The following is a 23,141-nucleotide window of genomic DNA, read 5'->3' as shown; positions in this document are numbered from 1 at the left end:
GCGACAGGGAGGAAGAACTACACGCCGACGCGCCGCAGCATCCGGACGGCGAGCGCGCCGAGGACGAACAGCAGGCCCGTGATCGCGACCAGCGCCGGCCACGTGTCGGCCCACGTCACGTGCGCCACGAAGCCCTGGCGCACGCCCTCGAGCACCTGCGTGACCGGGTTGACCGTCGCGATTGCCCGCATCCAGCCCGCCAGCAAGGCCAGCGGCGCGTAGGCGCTGGTGAAGAGCACGGCCATGAAGCCGACGGTCTGCATCAGCGGGGCGGCCTGTTGGGTCTTGAAGCGCAGCGCGACGAGCACGGCGTAGAAGGCGATCGCCGTCGCCAGGCCCATGACCAGCAGCGCATCGAGCGCCAGCGCGCCCACGCCCGGGAAGTCGACGCCGAGCGCGAACGCGACGATCAGCAGGAAGGTCGCCGGCAGGAGCGCCCGCAGCGCCGCGCTCGCCACGATCCCGATCAGGATCGTCGTGCGCGGCGCGGGACAGACCATCAGCCGGTCAAACCAGCCGCGCTCGATGTCGCGCGCCATGTTGACGCCCGTCGCCGCGCCGCTGAAGGCCGCGCCCTGCAGCAGGCCCACCGGCACGATGAACGTGCGGAAGTCCGTGGCGTCAAAGCCCGGCAGCCGCGCGGCCTCGCCGAAGACGCCGCTCAGTCCGACCAGGAAGATCGTCGGTGCCAGGACGCCCGGCACCGCGGCGCCGGGCACGCGCGTGATCTCGTTGAGCGCCCGCCGCACCAGCGCGCCGATGACGCGCAAGGACACCATCAGGCCGCGCGGCGCCTGCTCGAACGTGCGGCCCGTCAGCGGGCGGCCAATCGCCTCGCTGCTCACGCTGCACGCAGCCTTCCGCGCAGCGCCAGTACCGCAAGCCCGACGAACGCCCCGACCAGCAGCGCCGCGGCGGCGAAGCCCTCGAGCACCGGCGTCGCCGAGATCGATCCGATGATCGGGTCGCGCATGCCGTCGGCCACATAGCTCAGCGGGTTGTACTCCGCAAACCAGTTGGCGGGCGCCTGCAGCAGCGCCCGCGGGAAGAACGCGCTGGAGATGAACAGGATCACGAAGACCAGCGGGAAGATCCCTTGGACCGTCGAGGCGTTGCGCGCCCGCAGCGCGATCAGCACCCCGAGCGCCGCGAAGCCGGTCCCGGCCAAAGAGCCGATCGCCAACACCAACAAGATCCCCGGCACGCCGCCGTGGATCGACACGCCGAAGATCACGCCCAAGACCAAGAACCACAAGATCTGCGCGGCGGCGATCGCCGTGCCCGCGAGGATCCGGCCGAGCACGATCGACACGCGCGGGATGGGGGAGGCGACGAGCCGATCGAAGAAGCCGCCCTCGATCTCCAACGCCGTCGCGATCCCTTGCATCACGCCGCCGAGCAGGAGCGACTGGGTCATCGCCCCGGCCAGCTGGAAGTCGAGGAAGCCGTCGACGTGCGGGAAGCCCGGCAGGTTGGTCGTGCGGTGCAGGCCGCCCGTGTTGATCGCCAGAAACAGCGTGGGCATGATCACCAGCGGCGCGAGGAACTGCGGCCGGCGCAGCGCGCCGCGCAGCGTCCGGCGCGCCAGGGCGAGCGAGGGAACGGCAATGGACCTCAGCGTGGTCACGCGGGTGACCGCATGACGATGGACTCGCTCCTACGGGATTGGCGCGTCATGCGGCGACCGGCGCTTCGGGCTCAACGTCGGCCGTGGGCGCGACGGCCTCGGCGCCCTCCAGCCGGTGGCCGGTCTTCTCGGCGAAGACGTCGTCCAGCGTCGGGCGCACGAGCTCGATGCCCTCGACCGCGAAGCCCGCTTCGTCCAGCGCGCGCACGACCGGGGCGATCGCCGCGGCGCCGTCGACGACGCGCAGCGACACATGCGCGCCGGGCGTCGTCGCGCACAGCTGCCCGAACGGCGCGACCGCGCGGCCCGCGCTGTCGGCGTCCGGCGCATCGCCCAGCAGCGTGATGTCCAGGTGCGGCAAGCCGACCTCGGCCTTCAGCGCTGCCGGCGTCCCCTCGGCCACCAGGCGCCCGTGGTCGATGATCCCGACGCGGTCGGCCAGCTGATCGGCCTCCTCGAGGTACTGCGTGGTGAGAAAGACGGTCGTGCCCTCGTCGCGCAGCCGGCGCACCTCGTCCCACAGCGTCGTGCGCGACGTCGGGTCGAGGCCTGTGGTCGGCTCGTCGAGGAAGAGCACCTCGGGCTCGTGGATCAGCGCCATCGCGAGGTCCAGGCGCCGGCGCATGCCGCCCGAGTAGGTCGCGACACGGCGCTCAGCCGCCTGCGAGAGCCCGACCCGCTCGATCAGCTCGGCCGCGCGCGGGGCGACCGTGCGGCGCGGGATCCCGTGCAGCGTGGCCTGCAGCTCCATCAGCTCGCGGCCGGTCATCAGCAGGTCCAGCGCCGCCTCCTGCAGGGCGACGCCGATGCGCCGGCGCACCTGGCCCGGCTGCGTGGCGACGTCGAAGCCGGCGATCGTCGCGTGTCCGCCCGTGGGGCGCAGCAGCGTCACGAGCATCCGGACCGTCGTGGTCTTGCCCGCGCCGTTGGGCCCGAGGAACCCGTAGACCTCACCGGGCGCGACCGCGAGGTCGATGCCTTGCACTGCCTTGAGGCCGCCGCTGAACTCGCGTTGCAGCCCCACCGTCTCGATCGCTGGTTTGGACACCGGTCCGCATCCTACGAGGCGTCCGCGCCTGACGAGCCTCAAGGGCGTGGCACGCGAGCGGATGACGGCGCCCGGACCGCGTGGGTCCGAGCGCCTCCGCCCGGTCAGAGGCCACCGCTGTTTTCTAACATCCCAGGACGAGTGTGTATGCCTGGGCGGCGTCACACTCCAGACCACCCGGACTGACCGCCGATCCGAAGATCGGCGCGTTGCCAAAGCTGGGTCCACCACGAGGGAAGACCCTGGTCCAGTGGGCAGCCCGACCGGACGACGAAGAGTAGCCGCTGGCGCCGCCTCGGTCGCGATGTCCAGTGCTGCTAGGCTCTGCTACGTACAGGCCGAGGAGAGACCTCGGCAAAGCAGTGCCCGTGTGTCCGCAGTCGTTGCCAAGAAGCATCCTCCGCGTAGCACCAGAGCACCAAGCAGTGGAGGACCAGAAATGGCTACCGGAACCGTGAAGTGGTTCAGCGACGAAAAGGGCTTCGGCTTCATCACCCCCGACGACGGGGGCAAGGACCTCTTCGTGCATCACTCGGCGATCAACAGCGACGGCTTCCGTTCGCTGCCCGAGGGCGCGAAGGTCTCCTACGAGGCTGAGAGCGGGCCCAAGGGCCCCAACGCGGTCAACGTCTCGCAGCTGTAGCACTAGCTCGCTGCCACGGCGCCTGATCGCGCCGACAGAAAGGATCACTCGATGATCCGCCTGATCTGTGGGAACTGCCTGCGTCTTTGGGACGCGCAGTTCCATGGCCACCGCAGCACCTGCCCCCATTGCGGGGGCGCGCTGCGGTCCCACTAGAGGGACATCACCGGCCCGGGGCGTGCAGTTCACGTTCCGGGCAGGGTTCCCTCCCGGTAGGGCTCGCCCGCCGAGTCCGGCGTGCCCGCGTACGCCTCGTCCGGATCCGTGGTGTAGGTGGCAACGCCTGCGCCCAGCCGCTGGGCCTTCGGGTCCTCCGGGTACTCGCAGTCGGTCTCGACGCCGTCACGGCGCGCGCCGACCATCAGCAGCGCGCACGGCTCGTCGCCGGTGTTGGCGAACGTGTGGCGCGTCCACGCCGGGCAGTGCAAGAAGTCCCAGGCCTTGAGCGCCAGGACCTCGCCCTCGATGACCACCGTGCAGGCGCCCGACAACACCAAGAAGTCCTCCTGGCCGTCCTCGCCGTGGTACATCGTCGAGCGCTCGCCGGGCTCGATGACGTGGATGTTGATGCCGAAGTCGGCAAAGCGCGTGCCCTCCGGCTCGAACTTGATGAAGCGTCCCCAGCCCGGCGCGGCCTTCCAGGTCGCCTCGGTCGCGTTGACGACGAACCACGGCTCGGTGGGGGTGCCCAGACGCTCGGAGTCGGTCATGGTCGCAGCCTATGCTCCCGACCGATGCCGTCTTCCGCACCGCCGTACCGCCGCCGACCCAAGGCGCCGCGCGCCCCTGAGACGCCGGTGCAGGCCCGGCCGGGGGAGGCGCTGGTGTGGACCGACGGCGCCTGCAGCGGTAATCCTGGTCCTGGCGGCTGGGCGGCGATCGTGGTCGGCGCCGGCGGCGCCGAGCCGGTGGAGCTGTCGGGCGGGGAGGGGCACACCACCAACAACCGCATGGAGTACACCGCGGCGCTGGAGGGCCTGCGCTCGCTGCCGGCCGCCTCGACGGTCTGCATCGTGACCGACTCGACGCTGCTGCTGGACTCCATGACCAAGTGGATCCACGGCTGGAAGAAGAAGGGTTGGAAGACCTCCTCGGGCGACCCGGTCAAGAACCAGGACCTGGTCATGGCGCTGGAGGAGGCGATCGCCCGCCACGCCCAGGTGCGCTGGCACTGGGTCAAGGGCCACGAGACCGGCGCCGAGCACGCCCACAAGGCGCTCAACGACCGCGCCGACCAGCTGGCCGTGGCGGCGGCGCAGGCGGCCAAGGGCTGACATCGTCGCGCATGGTGGCCCGGGATCTCCGGGTAGGCCTCAGCCATGCCTGGATCAAAGAGCCCCGGCCCGAGCGTCAAAGACGACAAGACCTACGAGGCCCTCCGCGACGACGGCGCGTCCAAGGAGAAGGCGGCGCGCATCGCCAATGCCAAAGCCGGCGGGACCAACGTGTCCAAGAAGGGCGGCGAGTCCGGCTCCTACGAGGACTGGACCGTCGACGACCTGCGCGACCGCGCGGCCGAGATCGGCATCGACGGCCGGTCCGACATGAACAAGCACGAGCTGATCGACGCGTTGCGCAACCACTGAGGCGCGGCGTCGCCATGACCTCCGAGGTCTTGGCGACGCCCGCGTCGGCCGCATACCGTTGACGGCGTGAGCACCGCCGCCGTCCTGTCCCCGCCGGCGCCGCCCCGCGGCGTCGGCCCGCTGCTGCGCCGCTGGCGCGACCAGCGCCGGCTCAGCCAGATGGAGCTCGCGCTGGAGGCCGACGTCTCCACGCGCCACCTCAGCTTCGTCGAGACCGGCCGCTCCAAGCCGAGCCGCGACATGGTGGTCAAGCTCGCCGAGCATCTCGACGTGCCGCTGCGGGAGCGCAACGAGCTGCTGCTGGCCGCCGGCTACGCGCCCGCCTATCCCGAGACGTCGCTGGAGGATGCCGAGCTGGGGCAGGTCCGCGAGGTCGTCGGTCGCCTGCTGGCCGCGCACGAGCCCTACCCGGCGGTCGCGGTCGACCGGCGCTGGGAGCTGGTCGACGGCAACGCCGGCGTGCCGCTGATCACCGCCGGCGCCGCCGCACATCTGCTGGAGCCGCCGATCAACGCGCTGCGTCTGAGCCTGCATCCCGAGGGCATGGCGCCGCGGATCGTCAACCTCGCCGAGTGGCGCAGCCACATCCTCGGCCGGCTGCGGCGCGAGATCGGCGTCACGCAGGATCCGCAGCTGCGCACGCTGCTGGCCGAGTTGGAGGCCTACCCGGGTGGCGATCCTGACGACGGGTCGCCCGCCACACAGCCGGGCCCAGGGGAGATCGTCGTTCCGCTGCGGCTGCGTCACGAGGCCGGTGAGTTGGCCTTCATGTCGACCATCACGACCTTCGGCACGCCGCTGGACATCACGGTCGCCGAGCTGTCGATCGAGGCGTTCTTCCCGGCCGACGCGCACACCGCAGCAGTGCTTCGCGCGCTCGTCTGACCGCAGACCGTCGGCGCGCCACATCGACGACAGGTTGATCCGGGCCGGCGGCCGCGGCGCAAGGACATGGAGATGCTTCCTCCCGATAGGAGAATTCCATGCATGATGAGCTGAGCGTCGTCGCGTTCGACGGCGATGAGGCGGTGGCCGAGGCCATGGCCGGGCTGGACGAGGCGGGCCAGACCCGCGGTGCGATGTTCCGGCGGGCCGGCGCGGCGGCAGGCGGCCTGGGCGTCGCGATGGCGCTGCTGGGCGGTGGGGGCGTCGCCGGGGCGCGCGAGGGCGGCTCCAAGAAGAACGACATCAAGATCCTCAACTTCGCGTTGACGCTTGAGTACCTCGAGGCGGCGTTCTACGCCGAGGCGCTCGCGCGCGGCGGCTTCTCGGGCTCGGTCTTGAACTTCGCGCAGGTCGTGGCCGGCCACGAGGCGACCCACGTCGCGACGCTCAAGGGCGTGCTCGGCGCCAAGGCCGTCGCCTCGCCGTCGTTTGACTTCAAGGGCACGACCCGGAAGTGGAGCACGTTCCTTCGCACCTCCAAGGTGCTGGAGGACACCGGCGTTGCCGCCTACCAGGGCCAGGCGCCGCGGATCCACCAGAACGCCGTGCTCGGCCCGGCCGGCGCGATCCTCGCGGTCGAGGCACGCCACGCCGCATGGGTGCGCGACCTGCTCTACGCCGGCAAGTCGGTCAAGCCGGCGCCGGAGTCGTTCAGCACGCCGATGTCCATGTCCGAAGTCCTGAGCGCGGTCAAGAAGACCGGCTTCATCAAGTCCTGACCCGGGAGATCAAGAGATCATGTTCATGACCAACAAGCCCAGGGTCGACCTCAGCGGGGTGCTCGACTTCGACGTCGACGGCGCGCTGCAGGAGACCGCCGACACCGCCCAGCGCCACTCGCGTCGCGGGTTCCTCAAGAGCTCGGGGATCGCCCTCGGTGGCGCGGCGGTCGCCGGTGGCCTGCTTCCGACCGCCGGGGCGATGGCCGCGACGCCCAAGGGCGACGTGGCGATCCTCAACTTCGCGTTGACGCTCGAGTACCTCGAGGCGGCGTTCTACGCGAGCGCGCTCAAGCACGCCGGACTGACCGGCGAGCACAAGCGCCTCGCGCGCACCGTGCACGCCCATGAGGCCGCGCACGTCCAGGCGCTGAAGAAGGCGCTCGGCTCCGCGGCGGTCAAGCGCCCGACGTTCGACTTCGGCGCTGCGGTGACCAGCCAGGCGGCGTTCACGTCGACGGCGATCGTGCTCGAGGACACGGGCGTTCAGGCCTACCAGGGCCAGACGCCCTATATCCAGTCCAACGCGGTCTTCAAGGCGGCGATCTCGATCCACCCGGTCGAGGCTCGCCACGCCGCGTGGATCCGCAACATCGGCGGTCAGGCGCCGGCGCCCGACGCGTTCAACCCGGCCCTCACGAAGGATCAGGTGCTCGCGGCCGTCACCGGCACCGGGTTCATCAAGTAGCCGACCCGCCCGCAGCTCAGCTGTCGAAGCCCAGGCCCAGCCGGTCGAGGGTGCGCAGCCAGGGCCCGCGCCGACCGCCGTTGCGGTCGGCGCGGGCCAGCTCGCGTTGGGTGAGCGCGATGACGCCGGCGCGCAGCGGCTCGGGCGGGAACGGGACGGGCTTGCGGCGCACGTAGTCCAAGCTGGTGGCCTCGGTCGCGCGGCCGTCGAGGAGGTCGAGGCCGACGCGGGCGCCAAAGCGCGTCGCGGCCACGCCCAGGCCCGTGTAACCGGTCGCGTAGGCGACGCGGCCGCCCAGGGCGGTGCCGAAGAAGACCGAGAAGCGCGAGCAGGTGTCGATCGCGCCACCCCAGCGGTGGGTGAAGCGCAGGCCGTCCAGCTGCGGGAACGTGGTGAAGAAGTGCTGGGACAATGCCGCGAACGTCGGGTCGTGGTCGTCGAGCTGCGCGCCGACCGGGCCGCCGCGGCGGTAGACGGCATCAAACCCGCCCCACAGGATCCGGTCATCGGCGGTCAGCCGGTAGTAGTGAAACCGGTTACCAGCGTCGCCGACACCCTGCCGTCCTCGCCAGCCGATGGCGTCCTTCTGCGCAGTGCTCAACGGCTCGCTGACCAACACGTAGTCGTACACCGCGACGACGAAGTGCTTGAGCCGTGCCAGGAGCGGGGGATAGGCGCTGGTGGCCAGCAGGACGCGGCGTGCCCGGACGGCGCCGCCGGGCGTCGTGACGGTGACGCCGCCGTCAGCCGCCTTGGCCAGCCCGCCCGCCGGCGTGTGCTCGTAGATGCGCACGCCCGCGGCCAGCGCCGCGCCGCGCAGGCCCGCAACCAAGCGGCCGGGGTGGACGAGGCCCGCACCGCTGCGATCCCACACGCCGCCGAGGTAGGTGGGGGAGTCGACCTCGGCGCGCATCGCGGCTGCGTCGAGCACCTCAACGTCATGGCCGTAGGCGCGCAGCAGCGCCGCCTCCTCCTCGGCACCCGCGACCTCATGGGGCTCCAGCAGCGCGGTCAGCTCACCGGTCTCCTCTAGCTGTGCGTCGATGCCGTGGGCGATGAGATCGGCCTTGAGCCCCTCGAAGTACTCGAACGCCAGGCGCTCCAGTGTCTTCATCTCGTCGGGGAAGCGCGCCAGGCCGTTGGCCAGCCCGTGCGTGAGCGAGGCAATTAAGAACCCACCGTTGCGCCCGCTGGCGCCCGCGCCGACGCGGTCGGCCTCCAGCACGACGACGTCGCGTGCCGGGTCGTCGGCTTTGGCGTGCAGCGCCGCCCATAGCCCGGTGAAGCCGCCGCCGACGATGCAGAGGTCGGCGTCGACGGTGCCTGCGAGCGGCGGATCGGCGGCGCGCGCGGGCAGGTCGTCGAGCCAGTACGACACCACCTTGGCGTCCGCGTAGGCGGCGCGGTGTGCCGCGGTGGGCGGCGTGGTGGGCCACGGACGGGGCATCGACCAGCCGACCGTAGCGTGGCCCGGGGGAAGGCCCCCGTCACGATCGCCGTGCAGGTTGCGATCATGGCCTCGTCGTGGACGCCGACACCGCACCCACATCGATCTCGCTGCGGTCGCCCGACCAGGCGCCCGAGCAGCCGCCGGCCAACGCGCTGCCGCTGCACATCGCGCTCTCGGCGCTCGCCGGGCTGGTCGCCACGATCGTCTGGGCGGTCACCGGTGGCGGCTACTACTGGGCCGCGTGGGTCTGGCTCGGCCTCGCCGTCCCCGTTGCCGTCCACGCGATCATCCGCTTCGGCCTCAGCCAGCCGGCCAGCGCGCGCCACGGCCTGGCGCTGCACTCGATGGTGACCGGGATGGTCTGCGGGATCCTGCTGATCGTCTGGGGCTTCACGACCGACGGCGTGCGCGGCTTCTGGCCGCTGTGGCCGCTGTTGATCCTCGGCGTCGCCGTCGCCGTCCACGCGCTGGTGATCTACGCCGACCGGCTGCCCGGCCGCGAGCGCGAGGCGCAGCTGGCCGAGCGCGTGGGGGAGTTGACCCGGACGCGTCGCGGCGCGCTGGACGTCCAGGCCGCCGAGCTGCGCCGCATCGAGCGCGATCTTCACGATGGCGCCCAGGCGCGCCTGGTCGCCTTGAGCCTGCTGCTCGGCCGGACCGAGGAGCGCCTCGGCGACCGTCCCGAGGAGGCCGAGCTCGTTCGGCGCGCGCGCGAGGAAGCCAGCGCCGCCATCGGCGAGCTGCGCGATCTGGCGCGCGGGATCGCCCCGCCGGTGCTGGCCGACCGCGGGCTGGCCGCGGCCGTCGAGGCGCTGGGCCGCCGCGCGGCGACGCCCGTCACGGTCGAGACCCAGGAGCTCACCGCCCGGCCGCTGCCCGTCGTCGAGACCGCCGCCTACTTCGTCGTCGCTGAAGGCTTGACCAACGTCGCCAAGCACGCCTCCGGCGCCGCCGCCGTCGTCCGGCTCAGCGAGCAGGATGGGCGGCTGATGATCGAGATCGCCGACGAGGGGCCCGGCGGAGCGGATGCTGACGGCAGCGGGCTGACCGGTCTCCGCCATCGGGTCGAGGCGCTGGACGGCACGCTGACGGTCACGAGCGTCGCTGGCTCCGGCACGACGATCCACGCGGAGCTGCCGTGCGGGCGGTGATCGTCGAGGACCTCGCGCTGCTGCGCGAGGGCATCGTCGCGCTGCTGCGCGAGCACGATGTTGATGTTGTCGCTCAGGCAGAAGACGGCGAAGGCCTGCTGCGGATCGTCGCCGGGCACAAGCCCGACCTCGCCGTCGTCGACGTGCGCCTGCCGCCGACGTTCACCGATGAGGGTCTGCGCGCGGCGATCGAAGCGCGGCGGCGTCAGCCCGGGCTCAACATCCTGATCCTGTCGCAGTACGTCGAGCCGATCTACACGGCCGAGCTGTTGGAGTCCGGCGAGGGCGGCGTGGGCTACCTGCTCAAGGAGCGGGTCGGCGAGGTCCGCTCGTTCATGGATGCCGTGCAGCGGGTGGCCGCCGGCGGCACCGCGCTGGACCGCGAGGTCGTCTCCGAGCTCGTGCGCCAGCGCACCGGCGGCGCCGGCGACGACGCGCTCGCCTCGCTGACCCCGCGCGAGCGCGAGGTGCTCGAGCTGATGGCCGAGGGGCGCACCAACGCGGCGATCGCCCGTCACATGGTCGTGACGCCCGGCGCCGTCGAGAAGCACGTCACCAACATCTTCGGCAAGCTCGACCTGCCGGCGACCAACGACGATCACCGTCGCGTGCTCGCCGTGCTGGCCTTCCTGCGCTCGGCCTAGGTCGCACGGCCTATCATCGACGGTGCCATGGGCAACAACCTCTCCCGTCGTCAGCGCGAGTCGCGCGCGTTCTCCCTCGTCGCCATCGGTGGCGGCGCTGCGGTCGTCGCCGTCGTCGCGCTCGTCCTCGCGATCGCCGGCGTCATCGGCTCCGGCCTGTTCTTCCTCGCGGTGATCGTCGCCGTGGCCTGCGGGCTGCTGTTCCGCCGCTCCGTGCGCTGACCCCGCGGTCGGCGATGATGCGCGGATGTCTCGAGCCCTCGTGATCATCGACATCCAGCGCGACTACTTCCCCGGGGGCGCGTACCCGCTCGTCGAGCCCGAGGCCGCCGCCGCCAACGCCAAGCGCGTGCTGGAGGCCTTCCGCGACAGCGGCGAGCCGATCGTTCACCTCCAACATGTCTGGGACGCGCCGGACGCGACCTTCATGCGGCCGGGCACCGAGGGCGTGGAGATCCACCCCGACGTCGCGCCCGAGGACGGCGAGACCGTCCTGTCGAAGACCGAGCCCAACGGCTTCGTCGGCACTGCGCTGGAGCGCGAGCTGCGCGGGCATGGGGTGGAGGAGGTCGTCGTCGCCGGGATGATGAGCAGCATGTGCGTGGACGCGACCGTGCGGGCCGCAGTCGACCACGGCTTCACGGCGACAGTGGTGCACGATGCCTGCGCGGCGCCGGACCTCGAGTTCGCCGGTGAGGCGATCCCGGGCGCGACGGTCCACGGCGCGTTCATGGCCGCGCTCGGCGACGGCTATGCGCGGCTGGCGCGCGCTGACGAGCTGACGTAGGCGGGGAGGTCGGCCCGCCCGCGGGCTATCCCTGCGCCATGGCCAGCCGCGCCAGCGTGGTGATGCCCTCGCGTGAGCCGGCTGACGCGTAGAAGCCGGCAACGTGCGCGAAGACGGCATCCTCGACCCCCGTCGCCGCGGCCAGCTCCTCGCTGGCCAGGCCGCCCCATGCCGACGGCAGGCGCTGGCGGTTCTCGAACGAGCCCGGTGCGGTCGGCACCGCCTGCAGGCCCCAGCCATCGGACTTGGGGTAGATGACGTAGAGCGCCTCGGGCGCGCCGGCCACGACGGCCTCGCGCCACGGCATGTTGCGGTCCAACTCGATCACGCGCGGGTCCTCGGCGCGGGCGATCGCGTCGAGCACGAGCTGCCGCGCGCGGTCATAGGCCGCCGCGCCGGCGACCTCGCGCTCGAGGATCCGGGTCGCGAGCGCGACGGCCTCGTCGAAGCGCGCGTCCTCTTGGGCCGGCGTGAGCTCCTCGTCCCAGGAGGGGTTGAGCGCCGCGATGACGCCGCTGACGCTCATCGCGCGGATGTCGCCGACCAGCGCCTCGGCGATCGTCTGGCCGGTGTCGTTGGCGTCGACGCCCTGGACGAGGCGCTCATCGATCGCTGCGGCCGCGGCCTCGCTGCCGGCGACCTGCGCGCCGAGCGCGCGCCAGACCAAGCCGAAGCTGGCGTAGCGGATGCCGTTGGCGCGCTCGCCGGCGCCGCCCTTCTGATGGTGGTCGAAGTCGCCGGTCTCGGGGTCCGAGCGTCCGCCGACGTCGACGCGCACGTCGGCCGCGGCCTGCATGGTCTCGTCGCGCGTGCGGACGACCTCGACGGCATCATCGTGCGCCAGGCGCAGCGCCGCCACCGCGAAGACATCGTCGGCGTGGAAGTTCCCGGGATGCGTTGCGACCTGCATCAGGCGGGAGCCTTGGCTTTGGTCCATTGGGCCTTGTGGATGCGCTTGGCCGCCTGGTAGTCGGTTAGCGCCTGAGCGGAGTCCACGTCGCCGAGCGTCGGATGCCAGGGCACGAGCTCCTGGGCGACGGCGATGTTGTAGCGCTTGGCCAGCACGGCGCTCATCGACTTCACCTTCATCTCGCCGAAGCCGGGCAGCGCCGCCAGATTGGCGCGCAGCTCAGCGGCGCTTGTCGCGTCGGTCCAGACGCGCGCGGCGTGGCCGTCGTAAGCGTCGCGGACGTAGACGGCGAGGTCGTGGACGCGCTTGGCCATCGCGCCCGGGTAGCGGTGGACGGCTGGCTTCTCGCGAAAGACCGTGTCGAGGTCGGCGTCGGCGAGCGTCTCGGGGTCGAAGGCGCCGAGGCGCTCCTTGATCGCCAGCGGGCCGGAGAACGCCTTCTGGACGGTGACCTGCTGGTCGAGGACGAAGCCGACGAGCAGCGCGAACGGATCGGCGGCGATCAGCGCGTTGGCCTCGTCGGATTCCGTGAAGTGCAGGCGATCGGGCACGGCCCGATCGTAGCTGGCAGTCGGTCTAGAAGATCGCGTACTCGCGGACCGCGGGGGCCAGCGAGGTCTCAAAGAGCAGGGCGAGCAAGCCGTTCTGGAACTCCGCCGCGAGGCGACGGACCTCGATGAACGTCGCCGAGTCACGGGCCGACGCGCGATCCAGGCCGGTGAGCTCCCCGCGCGTGTCGGCATCGCCGAGCATCCCGATCCAGCGGTCATAGGCGCCGAGGCAGCGAACGCCGGCGTCGACCTGGTCGGCGGCCAGGAACGCGTCGGCGAGCCGATCGCTGGCCGGCAGCGCGAGCTGCGCGGCGAGGAACGGCCGGACGTCGGCGCCGCGCAGCGCGTGGCAGCGCAGGATCGGGACCAGGCCACCGGCGAAGAGCATCTTGCGCGAGGTGCGCAGCTTGGCGTTGCGCAGGCCCCACTTGCGCTCGTCCTCGCGGTGCTTGCCGGCGAAGTCGACGGCGATCGTGCGCCAGTAGCGCATGGTGTCGTTGAGGAAGAAGCGCGGCGGCCGGTGGTCGCTGCGACCCTCGGCCAGATAGCGGTCGAGCACCTGCTCGGTGCAGCGGCGGTGGACGTCACCGCCGACGACCGCGACGGACTCGAGCATCAGCAGCATCCGCTGGGTCAGGTTGCGGTTGTCGTCCTCCTCCAGGCCGATGTGCTCGACGAGATCGCGGGCGGAGCTGACCGTGCCGAAGGCGCCCTGCGTTCCGGGACGGCGGTCGCCCGCGCCCAACAGCGTGCGGACCTCCTCGACGCTGGGTCGCACCGCGTCGCGCAGCGGGCCGTCGACGAGCAGCAGCCAGTCGTCGTCGGAGTGCTCGGTCAGCTCGCGGCGGCCCCAGGAACCGAACAGGACGACCGCGACGTCGTCATCCAGCTCGACGCTGGCGAAGCGGGTCCGGAGCCGCTCGATCTCAACGTTGGTCCGCGCCCGCGCGGCGAGCAGGTGCGGCAGCCCGTCCACGCTGTGGGCGGCAAGGCGCTCCAGCGCAGACGGCGAGGCGCTCAAGGCGCCAGCGGCGCTTCCAGGATCCACGGCACGTCGCGGCAGCGGCGCAGGACGGGCCGGAAGGCATCCTCGTCGTCTTTGTGCAGCGAGACGTGGTGGCCGTCGGCGTCCAACGAGCTGACGTGCAGATGGCGTAGCCGGCAGGCATAGCGATCCAGGAGCTCGTGGGCGCCCTGCAGCGAGGGGTCGACGTCCCGCGCGTGGGCGACGTCGAGGCACAGGCCGGCGGCCGGCAGCGCGGCGAAGTAGGGGACGAGCTCGTCGGCGGTGCGGCCACCGGCCTTGCGCGAGTCCATGTTCTCCAGCACCAGGCGCGAGCCCAGCCGCCGATACTCGGCGGGATCGTCGATGACGTCGGGGTGCACGACGATCGCGTCGACCTGCGCGGGCAGGCGCGCGAGCGTGTCGACGAGCTTGGCCTCGGCCATCCGCAGCTCCTTGGACGGCGCGTGCACGCTGAGGTAGTGGAAGGGCAGCGACGCGTCGTGCGTCAGGTAGGCCGCCAGGCCCGGCAGCTCGCTCTCTGACAGCGCGGCGAGCTCGGCCGTGAAGGGGGAGAGGGCGGCCGCGCGCTCGGCCAGCCGGGGCCAGTCGCCGCGGTCGTCTGCCAGGAAGCCGGTCGAGGCACCGATCGGATGATGGGCGAGCAGCGGATGGCGATCGGTGAGGGCGGCGACGGGCATCATGCGGGCGACGGAGCGTAGGCGACGCTCCAGACGGTTTCGCGCGCTCTCCCCGCTCCTACCGGTAGAAGTGCGGGATGCAGACGATCACCTACGAGGTCGACGAGCGCGTCGCCCGGATCACGCTGAACCGGCCGGAGCGCGGCAATGGCCTGACGCGCGGGCTCATCGACGAGCTGGCCGCGTGCGTCGAGCGTGCCGATCTCGACCCGGGCGTGCACGTGATCTTGCTCGCCGGCAACGGCAAGGGCTTCTGCGGCGGCTATGACCTGGTCGACTCGGCCGAGGGTCTGGGGCGCGAGGGGGAGGGTGGGAGCGATGCCCGCGCCGGCTCTCCGCTGGATCCGCAGGTCATGGCGGCCAACCACGACCCGCGCGGCACCTGGGACCCGATGGTCGACCACGCGATGATGTCGCGCAACGTCCGCGCGTTCATGTCGCTGTTTGAGTGCACGACGCCGGTGGTCTGCAAGGTCCACGGCTTCTGCGTCGCCGGCGGGACCGACCTCGCGCTGTGCAGCGACCTCCTGGTGATCGCCGACGACGCCAAGATCGGGTACCCGCCCGCGCGTGTGTGGGGCTCGCCGACGACGTCGCTGTGGGCGGCGCGCCTGGGCCCGCAACGCGCCAAGCGGCTGCTCTTCACCGGCGACTGCCTCTCGGGTGCCGAGGCGCTGGAGTGGGGGCTGGCGATCGAGGCGCCGCCGGCCGATGAGCTCGATGCGCGCGCCGAGGCGCTGGTGGCCCGGATCGCGAGGATGCCGCTCAACCAACTGCAGATGATGAAGCTCTTGGTCAACCAGCAGACGGTGGCTCAGGGACTGCCGGCCACGCAGCTGCTGGGCACGGTCTTTGACGGCATTGCCCGGCACACGGCTGAGGGCTATGCCTTCCAGCAGCAGGCGGCGAGCTCCGGCTTCCGTGACGCGGTCCGGGCGCGCGACGAGCCGTTCGGCGACGCGGGCGGCTCGCCCTCGGGCGTTACCGGCTGAGCGGCGCGGGGGCGACGCGCGGCAGGAACAGCCGCGGGTCGTTGGTGGTGATGCCCGCGACGCCGGTGAGCAGGAGGCGCTCGATGAGGATCTGGGAGTCGACGGTCCAGGCGTAGACCTCGCCGCCGCAGGCGGTCATCCGCGTCACGAAGTCGGCGTTGACCAGGCGGTGGTGGGCCATGAGGCAGTCAAAGCGACCGGACTCGATCGCCGCGACGATGCGCTGCTCGAGGCGGCGGTTCCAGCGGTGACGGCGGCGCGAGATCCAGCCGCCGACGCTGATGCCGACGCGCACGTTCGGATCGATCCGGCGCACGCGATCCAGGCAGCGGGCGAACTGGCTGGAGATCAGGCAGCGGTCGATGAGGCCGGCGGCACGCAGCGCGTCGAGGGCCTGGGCCTCGTAGCCGGGGCGCTTGAGGTCGACGTTGAAGGTGACGTTGGCGTACCGCTCGTCGGTCAGGTGCGCGAGGCCGGTCGTGAGGTCCAGCGACTGATGGCGCCGTGCCTCAAGTCGCGAATGAGCCAGGACGAGCCGCCCGCGATGGCGGGTCACGTCGAACTCGATGACATCCACGTCGGTGGCCAGGGCGGCCTCGAAGCTCGCCACGGTGTTGCCAGGCGCCAGCTGGCCGGCGCCTTTGTGGCCAACTCGCTTGACAGGCGATCGCGTGATCGCGGACATATCCCCTTGATCGACGCAATCGCGGGCAACCTGAATGCCGCAGGGGTGCCCGATGGCTCTTGACGTCAGTCCATTGCAGGGTCTTGCACGGGCTCGCCGATCGGCAGCCAGTGAAAGAGCGCTTTGATGTCGGCAGGCGCCGCGGCCAGCTCGCCCTCGATCGCGGTGCGACCTTGGCGGAAGTGCTTCCAGCCCTCGTAGTGGATCGGGATCGCGGCGCGGGGCTTGATCAGGCCGGTGAGCTCGATCGCCTCCTGCGCGGTCATCGTGTAGCGGATCGGGCCCGAGACGGGGAACTTGACGCCGCCGAGGTGGAAGATCGCGGTGTCGACGGTGAGGCGCTGGGCGACCTCGCGGACGCCGTCGTAGAGCACCGTGTCGCCCGAGATCCAGAGCACGCCGTGCTCTTGGCCGTCCCACTTCAGCGCGAAGCCGACGACCTCGCCGACGATCGGGTGGCTGCCGGGCGGACCGTGGCGGCACGGCGTCGCGGTGATCTCGATCGCCGGCTTGCCGGGCGCCTCCAGCCGCGTCGTGTCCCAGGCCGCGAGCCCGCGCGTGGGACCGCTGCCCGCCAGGCGCTTGGCGCCCGGCACGGTCGTGACGATCGTCCCCAGCTTGGGCAGCAGCGCGCGGCCCGCCGGATCGAGGTTGTCGCCGTGGTGGTCATGGCTGATCAGGACGGCGTCGATCGTGCCGAGCTGGTCTGCGGAGATCGCCGGGCCGGTGGTCTTGCGCGAGGTGGTGCCCCAGCCGAAGAAGTAGCGCTTGCCGGGCGCGTCGAAGGTCGGATCGGTGAGGATCCGCCAGCCGCCGACCTCGATCAGGAGGGTGGGGCCGCCGATGTGGGTGAGGCGGACGTCCTTCATGCGTGGTGGTCCGGGACGGCGATCGTCGGGCTCATGGAAGGACCCTATGTCAGATCCGTGACGCGAGTGGTCTGAGGAGCCTTACCGGATTAGGGTTGCGCCATGTCGATAGCCCTCATCCGCCGGCTGCTCGCCGTGCCGGCCACCACGGTCCTCGTGGCGGCGATGGCGGCGCCGGGCGCGGCGTTCGCGACCACGATCACCGTCACCGACGGCGGCGACACGCCTGTCGCGGGCGGCTGCACGCTGCGTCAGGCGGTTATCGCCGCCAACACGGGCGCGGCGGTCGGGAGCTGTGCCGCCGGCACGGGGATCGACACCATCAAGATCGCGGTGACGCGCGTGACGCTGTCGCAGCCCGGCTCGGGGACCGCCGACGCAGCGACCGGCGACCTGGACATCAACCACACGCTGACCATCGACGGCGCGGCCGGCGGCACGACGGTCGACGGCGCGCAGCTCGACCGCGTCTTCGACATTGCCGCGACCGGCAACGCGACGCTGACCGGCCTGACGATCACCGGCGGCCTGACGCCGCTGGATCCGGTCCTGCAGCCCGATGCCGAGAACGGCGAGATGGGCGGCGGCATCCGCAACGCCGGCGCCCTGACGGTGGCGCTTGTGACGATCACCGGCAACGCCACGGCGTCCGGAACCGACCTGCCGCCGGTCAGCAGCAGCCCGGGCGACGACTTCCCGTTCGGTGGCACGGCCGGCGCGGGTGGCGCCGGCGGTGGCATCGCGAGCTCCGGCACGCTGACGATGACCGCGAGCACCGTCGACCACAACGTCACCGGCAACGGCGGTCGTGGCGCGGTGGTCACCGGCGCATCGGACGTCACCGTTGGCCATGGCGGCGCCAGCGCCAACGGCGGCTCGGCCGGCCACGGTGGTGACGGGGGCGGCGTCTTCGCCGCCGGGCCGACGACCATCACGGCATCGACCATCACCGACAACGTGACCGGCAACGGCGGCGTCGGCGAGGCCGCGCACGCCGGCACGGGCGGGTCGCTGACCGGGACGAGCCAGGCCGGCGGCCCGGGTGGACGGGCCATCGGCGGCAGCGGCGGCTCGGGCGGAGCAGGTGGCGGGTTCGCCGTCGAGAACCCGGGGTTCTCGGTCACCGCGCGCTCGTCGATCACCCAGAGCTTCATCGCGCGTAACCGCACCGGCGCCGGTGGCCTCGGCGCGATTGGCTTCGCCGGAGGTGGGGGCAACGCCTCGTCCTCGGGCACGGCCAGCGGCGGTGTCGGCGGCGAGGGCGATGGCGGCACCGGCGGCCAGGGCGGCGCCGGTGGCGGCATCAAGGCCGACGCCGGCGGCTCGTTCGCCCACATCCTGGACGTGACGTCGACCACGATCACCGGCAACAGCACAGGCGCGGGCGCCGACGGCGGCCCCGGGTACGGCGCCCCCGCCGGTCGCTCGCAGGGTACGGCCGGGCCGAACGGCGGGCTCGGCAAGGGCGGAAATGGCGGTTCCGCGGGCTCCGGCGCCGGGGTGGCGGCCGGCGCAACCAACTATGTGGCGCTGATCGGTGACACGGTCGTCGGGAACGCGACGTCCGAGGTCGTCGGCCATGGCGCGACCGGTCTCGGCGGGTTCGGCGGCAACGGCACGACCTTCGGCGCCGACGGCCCGTCGACGCCCGGCCAGTCGGGCGGGCGCTCCGGCGGTGGCGTGCGGCCGTCGCCCAACGCGGCGAACCTGATCGGCACGATCGTCTCCGGCAACGTGCCCGACCAATGCGCGCCGGAGGCCGTGCCGGGCCCGACGATCACGAGCATCGCCTACCCGGGCGGTGGGTGCGTGGGCGCCGCCGATGTCGATCCCCGGCTCGGCTCCTTGGACGACCACGGCGGCGCGACGCCGACGTTCGCGCTGCCCGCCGACAGCCCGGCGATCGACGCGTTCCCCGCCGCCGCCGGCTGCCCGGCGACCGACCAGCGCGGGGTGGGTCGACCGGCGGGGGCGGCGTGCGATGTCGGCGCCTACGAGCGCTCGGCGCCTGCGGTGACGACCGGGCCGGTGACCGCGACGACGGCTGGCGCCGCGACGGTCGGGATGACGGTCGACCGTCGCGCCGGGGCGTCGCAGGCGCACGTCGTCTGGGGTGCGACGGCGGCACACGGCGCACGCACGGCCGACGTCACGGTGGCCTCGGGCGCCGACGTGGCGACGCTCACCATCACGCTCGACGGACTGGCGCCGAGCACGACCTATCACTACCAGGCAATCGCCACGGGGGCCGACGGCACCGGCGCAGGCGTCGACCGGACGTTGACGACGGCCGCGGCAGCCGGTGCGGGGTCCGGCGGGTCCGGCGGGTCCTCGGGGTCGGGCGGCGGCTCGGGTGGCTCGGGTGGCGCGACGGCCGCCACACCACCGGTGCTCAGCGGCCTGCGGCTGACGCCCGCGGCGTTCCGGCCGGCAACCAAGAGCCACAAGAAGGGCCGCGGCACCATCATCGGTTACACCGACAGCGCTGCCGCAACGACCACGTTCACCGTCCAGCGCAAGAGCGCCGGCGTGCGCAAGGGCAACTCCTGCGTCGCTCGCACCAAACACACGTCCCGAGGCGCCCGTCGCTGCACACGCTGGACGGTGCTCACCGGCACGTTCTCGCACCACGACGCGCGTGGCGCGAACCGCGTCCGCTGGACGGGAGTGCTGCACGGCAAGGCATTGGCCGCGGGCAGTTACCGGCTGCAGGCCCGTCCGAAGGCCGGCGCGGTGGCCGGCAGGGCGTTCACCGTGAAGCACTGAGCCCGGTGGCGATTCCGTGGCAATGCCCGCTAATCAGCGTTATGTATAGCGATACGTAGAGTGTCCACGACGTCAACGACTGAGCACCGAATACGTCCGAGAGCCCAGCTACGTTCAGGACGTCGTGCATGTCATCGATGTAAACCAACAGGATCCTTCCGGAGAAAGTGAATCCTCCGAGCGACTGGTTGTCAGAAGGTTGGTGCTGCCGTCAACGGGCACTGTGGCTTGGACACTGATCGGACCTGATCGACGGCCGGTCGAGATTGTCGACGAGTACCTCGCGTGGCTGACGCACAACGAGCGATCGCCGAACACCGTCGAGGCTTACGCGCGAGACCTCAAGGTCTTTTGGACCTACCTGCTGCGCAGAGAATTGAACTGGTCCAACGTAGGCGTGCGAGATCTTGCGGAGTTCGCGGCCTGGGCCCGACAGCCGGCTGACAACGTCGTCGTGTTGGCCCCCGAGGCAGCACGACGTTCGCCGCGAACCGTCAACCGGATGCTGACGGCGATCATCGGCTTCTATGAGTTCCACGGCCGCCGCGGCAACACCCTGGCCAAGGACCTCGTCGTACAGACCCGCAGTGGTTGGGGCGGCTACAAGCCACTGCTGGCCGGGATGGGCGGCCCGAAGCGGCTACGCGGTCGCGCCGTTCGGCTGCCCGAGCAGCGCGAGTTGCCCAAGACGCTCTCGCTCGAGCAAGTCACCGCGGTCATCGACTGCCAGAGCCGGCTGCGCGACCGGCTGCTGTTCGCGTTGCTCGCCTCGACCGGTATGCGCATCGGCCAGGCTCTGGCTCTGCGCCACGAAGACATCGTCGTCTGGGAGCAGCGCATCCAGATCACGCCGCGCGCCGATGACGACCCGCGGGCGCGGTCCAAGGGTGGAGCGTCGGGATCGGTGCCCGTGCCCGGCGAGCTGCTGCGCCTGTGGAACGACTACATGCACATCGAGTACGGCGACCTGGACTCGGATTTCGTCTTCGTCAATCTCTGGTGCGAACCGCGCGGCCGCCGGCTGACCTACCGAGCCGTGGACGACCTCATCCGCCGCACCCGAACCAAAGTCGGCTTCCACTTCACCGCCCATCACTTCCGCCATACCTACGCCACGCTGGCCTACCGCGACGGTGTCGCGATCGAGGTCATCGGCGCGCTGCTGACGCATCGCTCGCCGAGCTCGACGTTGGTCTATACCCACCCCACCGCCGCCGACCTTCGCAAGGCGCTGGCTGAGCGCGGCGTGCTGCAGAAAGTCGAGGATCTGATCACGTGTCCGTCCAACACCTGAGCGTCGTCGAAGGAGCAGGCCACCGCGGCGCATGGGCCGAGCTATGGGAGCGCGATCGCTGGCGACAATCCGAGCTGCCCAACGGCGATCTCAGCTCCACCTACCGTGGCGATCGCATCGTCAACTTCGCTCGTCTGCGGCAACCGTGGCTCAAGGAGGCCGCCAAGCGCTGGACCCGCGCCCGCGTGCTGGCCGGTACGTCGATCAGCTCGGTCTCGGCGTACGTCGGCGACCTGGCCGCCTTCAGCAACTGGCTCGCCGCCGCACGTCCGGAGGTGGTCACGCCGGCGATGATCAGTCGCGAGGTGATCGAGGACTACATGTTGTGGGTGCGAACCGAGACGCTGAAGGCCGCGACCCGCGCGCGGTACATCGGCTCGTTGCGGATGCTGCTCGATGAGCAGCGTGAGGACGGCCTCACCGGAATGCCCAAAGCAGCGGTCATCCACGGCGCTGAGATCCCGCGCCCGGACTATCGAGTGCCCAAGGCCCTCGGCGATGACGTCTTCTCCCAGCTCGTAGACCCCTCCAACCTCGCTCTGCTGCGTTACGAGCATCACCGCACCGTGGTGCTCCTGCTCGCCTACACCGGGTTCCGGGTCTCCAGCATCGTCACGCTGACGCGCGGCCCGCTAGCACCGGCCCTGACGGCCAGCCGTACCTGCGGTACTTCAACATCAAGATGAAGCGCGAGGCGATGCTGCCCATCCCGGAGGTGCTCGAGCAGCAACTCCGGACCCACGAGCAGTGGTTGGCCGAGAGCCGCATGGCCGAATCCCAGTTTCTGCTGCCCACGCGCCGCATGCAGCGCGGTGACCGCCACCTCACCCACTCGACGATCCGCAAGATCCTCAAGGCCTACATCTCGCTCGCTCAGATCCGGAGGGCCGACGGCAAACTCGCCGACCATGCCCACCCCCACCTCTTCCGCCATCACCTCGGGACCACCATGATCAACGATGGCGTCCCGATCAACGTCGTCGCCAAGGTCCTGGATCACAACTCGCTGGAAATGACGGCACGCTACGCCCACATCCACGATGAGACGCTGCGCACCGAGGTCCGCCGCTGGCACGAGCGCGTCAATATCCGTGGCGAGCGCATCGCCCTCCCCATCGAGGGCCCGTTGGCTGAGGCTGCGTGGATGAAGGAGCGCATCGCCAGAGCGAAGCAGGCGCTCCCAAACGGCTACTGCGGCCTGCCTCTGGTCCAGACCTGCCCGCACCCCAACGCCTGCCTCAGCTGCGACAGCTTCCTCACCGACGCGTCGTTTCGCACGATCCACGAGCAACAGCTCCAAGAAACCGGCCGGCTGCTCCAGGACGCACGCGCGAACGAGCAGGTGCGCCTGGTCGACGTGCTGCAACGCGACCAGACGTCGCTGCAGCGGATCCTCGAAGGACTCGAAGAGTTCGACACCCGCAACGCCGACGTCGAGCCAGCGATCGACCTCGTTGCCCTGGCCACCACCTCGCCATCTATCGCATGAGCACCAAGCCGCCCACCGCACTCGCCGAAGCCGCCGCCGGCCGCACGCTGGCCGCGGAAGACCGTGTCCGACACGCCCTGCGCAGCCTCGACCGCGACGGCCACCCCATCTCCTTCGCCGCCGTTGCGCAGCAGGCACGCGTCAGCCGAGCCTTCCTCTACAACCACTCCGACTTTCGGGCCGAGATCGAGGAACTCCGCGGGCGTCATGCCGCGGCACCAACCCGACTACCGGCCGCGGAGCGCAGCAGCGACGGCTCCGTTCGCAATCGGCTGCGAGCCGCGCTCGACGACAACCAACGACTGCGCCGCGAGCTGACGGAGCTACGCGAAGAATTGGCGATCGCCCACGGCCGCGCGAGAGAACTCGAACTTGAACGTCGCGTCCGCAGTGGGTGACCGCCGTCCCGTTAGTCGCGCCTGAGCACACATCATGGTCGCGCCAGCCCGACCATGGAGTGGACCCCGTTTGACGGACATGTGAGGGCTTGCGCGGCTGTGCCGCGAAAGGATGTGTCTGTCGATGCCGAGAACGCGACCTTCTTACCCCGATGATTTCCGACGCGAGGCCGTGCAGATGGTCTGTGCGGGCCG

Annotated in this window: 27 protein-coding genes; 16 read left to right on the top strand and 11 right to left on the bottom strand. The window is 71.2% G+C overall.

What is annotated here, in order from left to right; genetic code table 11:
• Positions 1–17 precede the first annotated feature (17 nt).
• The 3 genes from VGO10_RS00415 to VGO10_RS00405 are packed head-to-tail and all read right to left on the bottom strand — an operon-like array spanning position 18 to position 2,675.
• The gene (locus VGO10_RS00415; protein WP_327464101.1) at positions 18–845 is read right to left on the bottom strand and encodes an ABC transporter permease; all 828 of its coding nucleotides are present in this window, start codon (positions 843–845) and stop codon (positions 18–20) included.
• Positions 842–1,627, bottom strand: a complete 786-nt coding sequence (locus VGO10_RS00410; protein WP_327464100.1) for an ABC transporter permease — start codon at positions 1,625–1,627, stop codon at positions 842–844. The genes VGO10_RS00415 and VGO10_RS00410 overlap by 4 nt, the downstream gene beginning before the upstream one ends.
• A gap of 46 nt (positions 1,628–1,673) precedes the next feature.
• Complete coding sequence (locus VGO10_RS00405) at positions 1,674–2,675, bottom strand: ATP-binding cassette domain-containing protein (protein WP_327464099.1); 1,002 nt, start codon at positions 2,673–2,675, stop codon at positions 1,674–1,676.
• Between the two features lie 439 nt (positions 2,676–3,114).
• On the opposite strand from VGO10_RS00405, the gene VGO10_RS00400 reads away from it, so the two are divergent.
• Positions 3,115–3,318: a cold-shock protein gene (locus tag VGO10_RS00400; protein WP_327464098.1), complete on the top strand. Its 204-nt coding sequence runs from the start codon at positions 3,115–3,117 to the stop codon at positions 3,316–3,318.
• 185 nt (positions 3,319–3,503) lie between these two features.
• On the opposite strand, the gene VGO10_RS00395 is transcribed toward VGO10_RS00400, so the two are convergent.
• Complete coding sequence (locus VGO10_RS00395) at positions 3,504–4,028, bottom strand: cupin domain-containing protein (protein WP_327464097.1); 525 nt, start codon at positions 4,026–4,028, stop codon at positions 3,504–3,506.
• A 24-nt stretch (positions 4,029–4,052) separates the two neighbouring features.
• Between VGO10_RS00395 and VGO10_RS00390 the strand changes: the two genes are divergently transcribed.
• The 5 genes from VGO10_RS00390 to VGO10_RS00370 all read left to right on the top strand — a co-directional run bounded on the left by VGO10_RS00390 (position 4,053) and on the right by VGO10_RS00370 (position 7,256).
• Complete coding sequence (locus tag VGO10_RS00390) at positions 4,053–4,592, top strand: ribonuclease H (RefSeq protein ID WP_327464096.1); 540 nt, start codon at positions 4,053–4,055, stop codon at positions 4,590–4,592.
• 45 nt (positions 4,593–4,637) lie between these two features.
• Entirely contained in the window at positions 4,638–4,904 is a 267-nt protein-coding gene (locus tag VGO10_RS00385) for an SAP domain-containing protein (RefSeq protein ID WP_327464095.1), read from the top strand.
• A 66-nt stretch (positions 4,905–4,970) separates the two neighbouring features.
• Positions 4,971–5,789: a helix-turn-helix transcriptional regulator gene (locus tag VGO10_RS00380; protein ID WP_327464094.1), complete on the top strand. Its 819-nt coding sequence runs from the start codon at positions 4,971–4,973 to the stop codon at positions 5,787–5,789.
• 98 nt (positions 5,790–5,887) lie between these two features.
• Positions 5,888–6,568: a ferritin-like domain-containing protein gene (locus VGO10_RS00375; RefSeq protein WP_327464093.1), complete on the top strand. Its 681-nt coding sequence runs from the start codon at positions 5,888–5,890 to the stop codon at positions 6,566–6,568.
• A 19-nt stretch (positions 6,569–6,587) separates the two neighbouring features.
• Positions 6,588–7,256 (top strand): ferritin-like domain-containing protein, encoded by a 669-nt coding sequence (locus VGO10_RS00370; RefSeq protein WP_327464092.1) that lies wholly within the window; start codon positions 6,588–6,590, stop codon positions 7,254–7,256.
• 16 nt (positions 7,257–7,272) lie between these two features.
• Here the strand turns inward: VGO10_RS00370 and VGO10_RS00365 are convergent, their stop codons facing one another.
• Positions 7,273–8,703: an FAD-binding oxidoreductase gene (locus tag VGO10_RS00365; protein WP_327464091.1), complete on the bottom strand. Its 1,431-nt coding sequence runs from the start codon at positions 8,701–8,703 to the stop codon at positions 7,273–7,275.
• A gap of 77 nt (positions 8,704–8,780) precedes the next feature.
• Here VGO10_RS00365 and VGO10_RS00360 point away from each other — a divergent pair, with 77 nt between their 5' ends.
• The 4 genes from VGO10_RS00360 to VGO10_RS00345 are packed head-to-tail and all read left to right on the top strand — an operon-like array spanning position 8,781 to position 11,288.
• On the top strand, positions 8,781–9,857 hold the full coding sequence (locus tag VGO10_RS00360) for a histidine kinase (protein ID WP_327464090.1): 1,077 nt from the start codon (positions 8,781–8,783) through the stop codon (positions 9,855–9,857).
• Positions 9,845–10,501: a response regulator transcription factor gene (locus VGO10_RS00355; RefSeq protein WP_327464089.1), complete on the top strand. Its 657-nt coding sequence runs from the start codon at positions 9,845–9,847 to the stop codon at positions 10,499–10,501. The genes VGO10_RS00360 and VGO10_RS00355 overlap by 13 nt, the downstream gene beginning before the upstream one ends.
• 27 nt (positions 10,502–10,528) lie before the next feature.
• On the top strand, positions 10,529–10,723 hold the full coding sequence (locus VGO10_RS00350; protein WP_327464088.1) for a hypothetical protein: 195 nt from the start codon (positions 10,529–10,531) through the stop codon (positions 10,721–10,723).
• A 25-nt stretch (positions 10,724–10,748) separates the two neighbouring features.
• Positions 10,749–11,288 carry a cysteine hydrolase family protein gene (locus VGO10_RS00345; RefSeq protein WP_327464087.1) on the top strand — a complete coding sequence of 180 codons (540 nt, stop codon included), beginning with the start codon at positions 10,749–10,751 and terminating at the stop codon, positions 11,286–11,288.
• A gap of 25 nt (positions 11,289–11,313) precedes the next feature.
• On the opposite strand, the gene VGO10_RS00340 is transcribed toward VGO10_RS00345, so the two are convergent.
• Genes VGO10_RS00340 through VGO10_RS00325 form a run of 4 tightly spaced genes read right to left on the bottom strand, consistent with a single transcriptional unit; the run spans position 11,314 to position 14,456 of the window.
• Positions 11,314–12,198: an MYG1 family protein gene (locus VGO10_RS00340; RefSeq protein ID WP_327464086.1), complete on the bottom strand. Its 885-nt coding sequence runs from the start codon at positions 12,196–12,198 to the stop codon at positions 11,314–11,316.
• Positions 12,198–12,749: an HhH-GPD-type base excision DNA repair protein gene (locus VGO10_RS00335; RefSeq protein WP_327464085.1), complete on the bottom strand. Its 552-nt coding sequence runs from the start codon at positions 12,747–12,749 to the stop codon at positions 12,198–12,200. The genes VGO10_RS00340 and VGO10_RS00335 overlap by 1 nt, the downstream gene beginning before the upstream one ends.
• Positions 12,750–12,774: 25 nt before the next feature.
• Entirely contained in the window at positions 12,775–13,770 is a 996-nt protein-coding gene (locus VGO10_RS00330; RefSeq protein WP_327464084.1) for a hypothetical protein, read from the bottom strand.
• Positions 13,767–14,456, bottom strand: a complete 690-nt coding sequence (locus tag VGO10_RS00325; RefSeq protein ID WP_327464083.1) for a hypothetical protein — start codon at positions 14,454–14,456, stop codon at positions 13,767–13,769. Before VGO10_RS00325 ends, VGO10_RS00330 begins: the two co-directional genes overlap by 4 nt.
• Before the next feature lie 74 nt (positions 14,457–14,530).
• Here VGO10_RS00325 and VGO10_RS00320 point away from each other — a divergent pair, with 74 nt between their 5' ends.
• Positions 14,531–15,445, top strand: a complete 915-nt coding sequence (locus VGO10_RS00320; RefSeq protein WP_327464082.1) for a crotonase/enoyl-CoA hydratase family protein — start codon at positions 14,531–14,533, stop codon at positions 15,443–15,445.
• On the opposite strand, the gene VGO10_RS00315 is transcribed toward VGO10_RS00320, so the two are convergent.
• Positions 15,435–16,130 (bottom strand): glycerophosphodiester phosphodiesterase, encoded by a 696-nt coding sequence (locus VGO10_RS00315; protein ID WP_327464081.1) that lies wholly within the window; start codon positions 16,128–16,130, stop codon positions 15,435–15,437. The two genes, VGO10_RS00320 and VGO10_RS00315, sit on opposite strands and share 11 nt — an antisense overlap.
• A gap of 65 nt (positions 16,131–16,195) precedes the next feature.
• Positions 16,196–16,999: an MBL fold metallo-hydrolase gene (locus VGO10_RS00310; RefSeq protein ID WP_327464080.1), complete on the bottom strand. Its 804-nt coding sequence runs from the start codon at positions 16,997–16,999 to the stop codon at positions 16,196–16,198.
• A gap of 102 nt (positions 17,000–17,101) precedes the next feature.
• Between VGO10_RS00310 and VGO10_RS00305 the strand changes: the two genes are divergently transcribed.
• The 5 genes from VGO10_RS00305 (at position 17,102) to VGO10_RS00285 (ending at position 22,946) form a co-directional block, all read left to right on the top strand.
• On the top strand, positions 17,102–19,765 hold the full coding sequence (locus VGO10_RS00305) for a choice-of-anchor Q domain-containing protein (protein WP_327464079.1): 2,664 nt from the start codon (positions 17,102–17,104) through the stop codon (positions 19,763–19,765).
• 124 nt (positions 19,766–19,889) lie between these two features.
• Positions 19,890–21,059: a tyrosine-type recombinase/integrase gene (locus VGO10_RS00300; RefSeq protein ID WP_327464078.1), complete on the top strand. Its 1,170-nt coding sequence runs from the start codon at positions 19,890–19,892 to the stop codon at positions 21,057–21,059.
• Positions 21,041–21,745, top strand: a complete 705-nt coding sequence (locus VGO10_RS00295; RefSeq protein WP_327464077.1) for a tyrosine-type recombinase/integrase — start codon at positions 21,041–21,043, stop codon at positions 21,743–21,745. The genes VGO10_RS00300 and VGO10_RS00295 overlap by 19 nt, the downstream gene beginning before the upstream one ends.
• Positions 21,742–22,548 carry a site-specific integrase gene (locus tag VGO10_RS00290; RefSeq protein WP_327464076.1) on the top strand — a complete coding sequence of 269 codons (807 nt, stop codon included), beginning with the start codon at positions 21,742–21,744 and terminating at the stop codon, positions 22,546–22,548. The genes VGO10_RS00295 and VGO10_RS00290 overlap by 4 nt, the downstream gene beginning before the upstream one ends.
• Positions 22,545–22,946, top strand: coding sequence for a DUF6262 family protein (locus tag VGO10_RS00285; RefSeq protein WP_327464075.1), 402 nt, complete (start codon positions 22,545–22,547; stop codon positions 22,944–22,946). The genes VGO10_RS00290 and VGO10_RS00285 overlap by 4 nt, the downstream gene beginning before the upstream one ends.
• The last annotated feature ends 195 nt before the right edge of the window (positions 22,947–23,141 follow it).

Source organism: Baekduia sp. (genome assembly GCF_035996765.1).
GTDB lineage: Bacteria > Actinomycetota > Thermoleophilia > Solirubrobacterales > Solirubrobacteraceae > Baekduia.
Note: the sequence above shows the minus strand (reverse complement) of the source record. Positions and strands in the feature narration are given on the sequence as shown.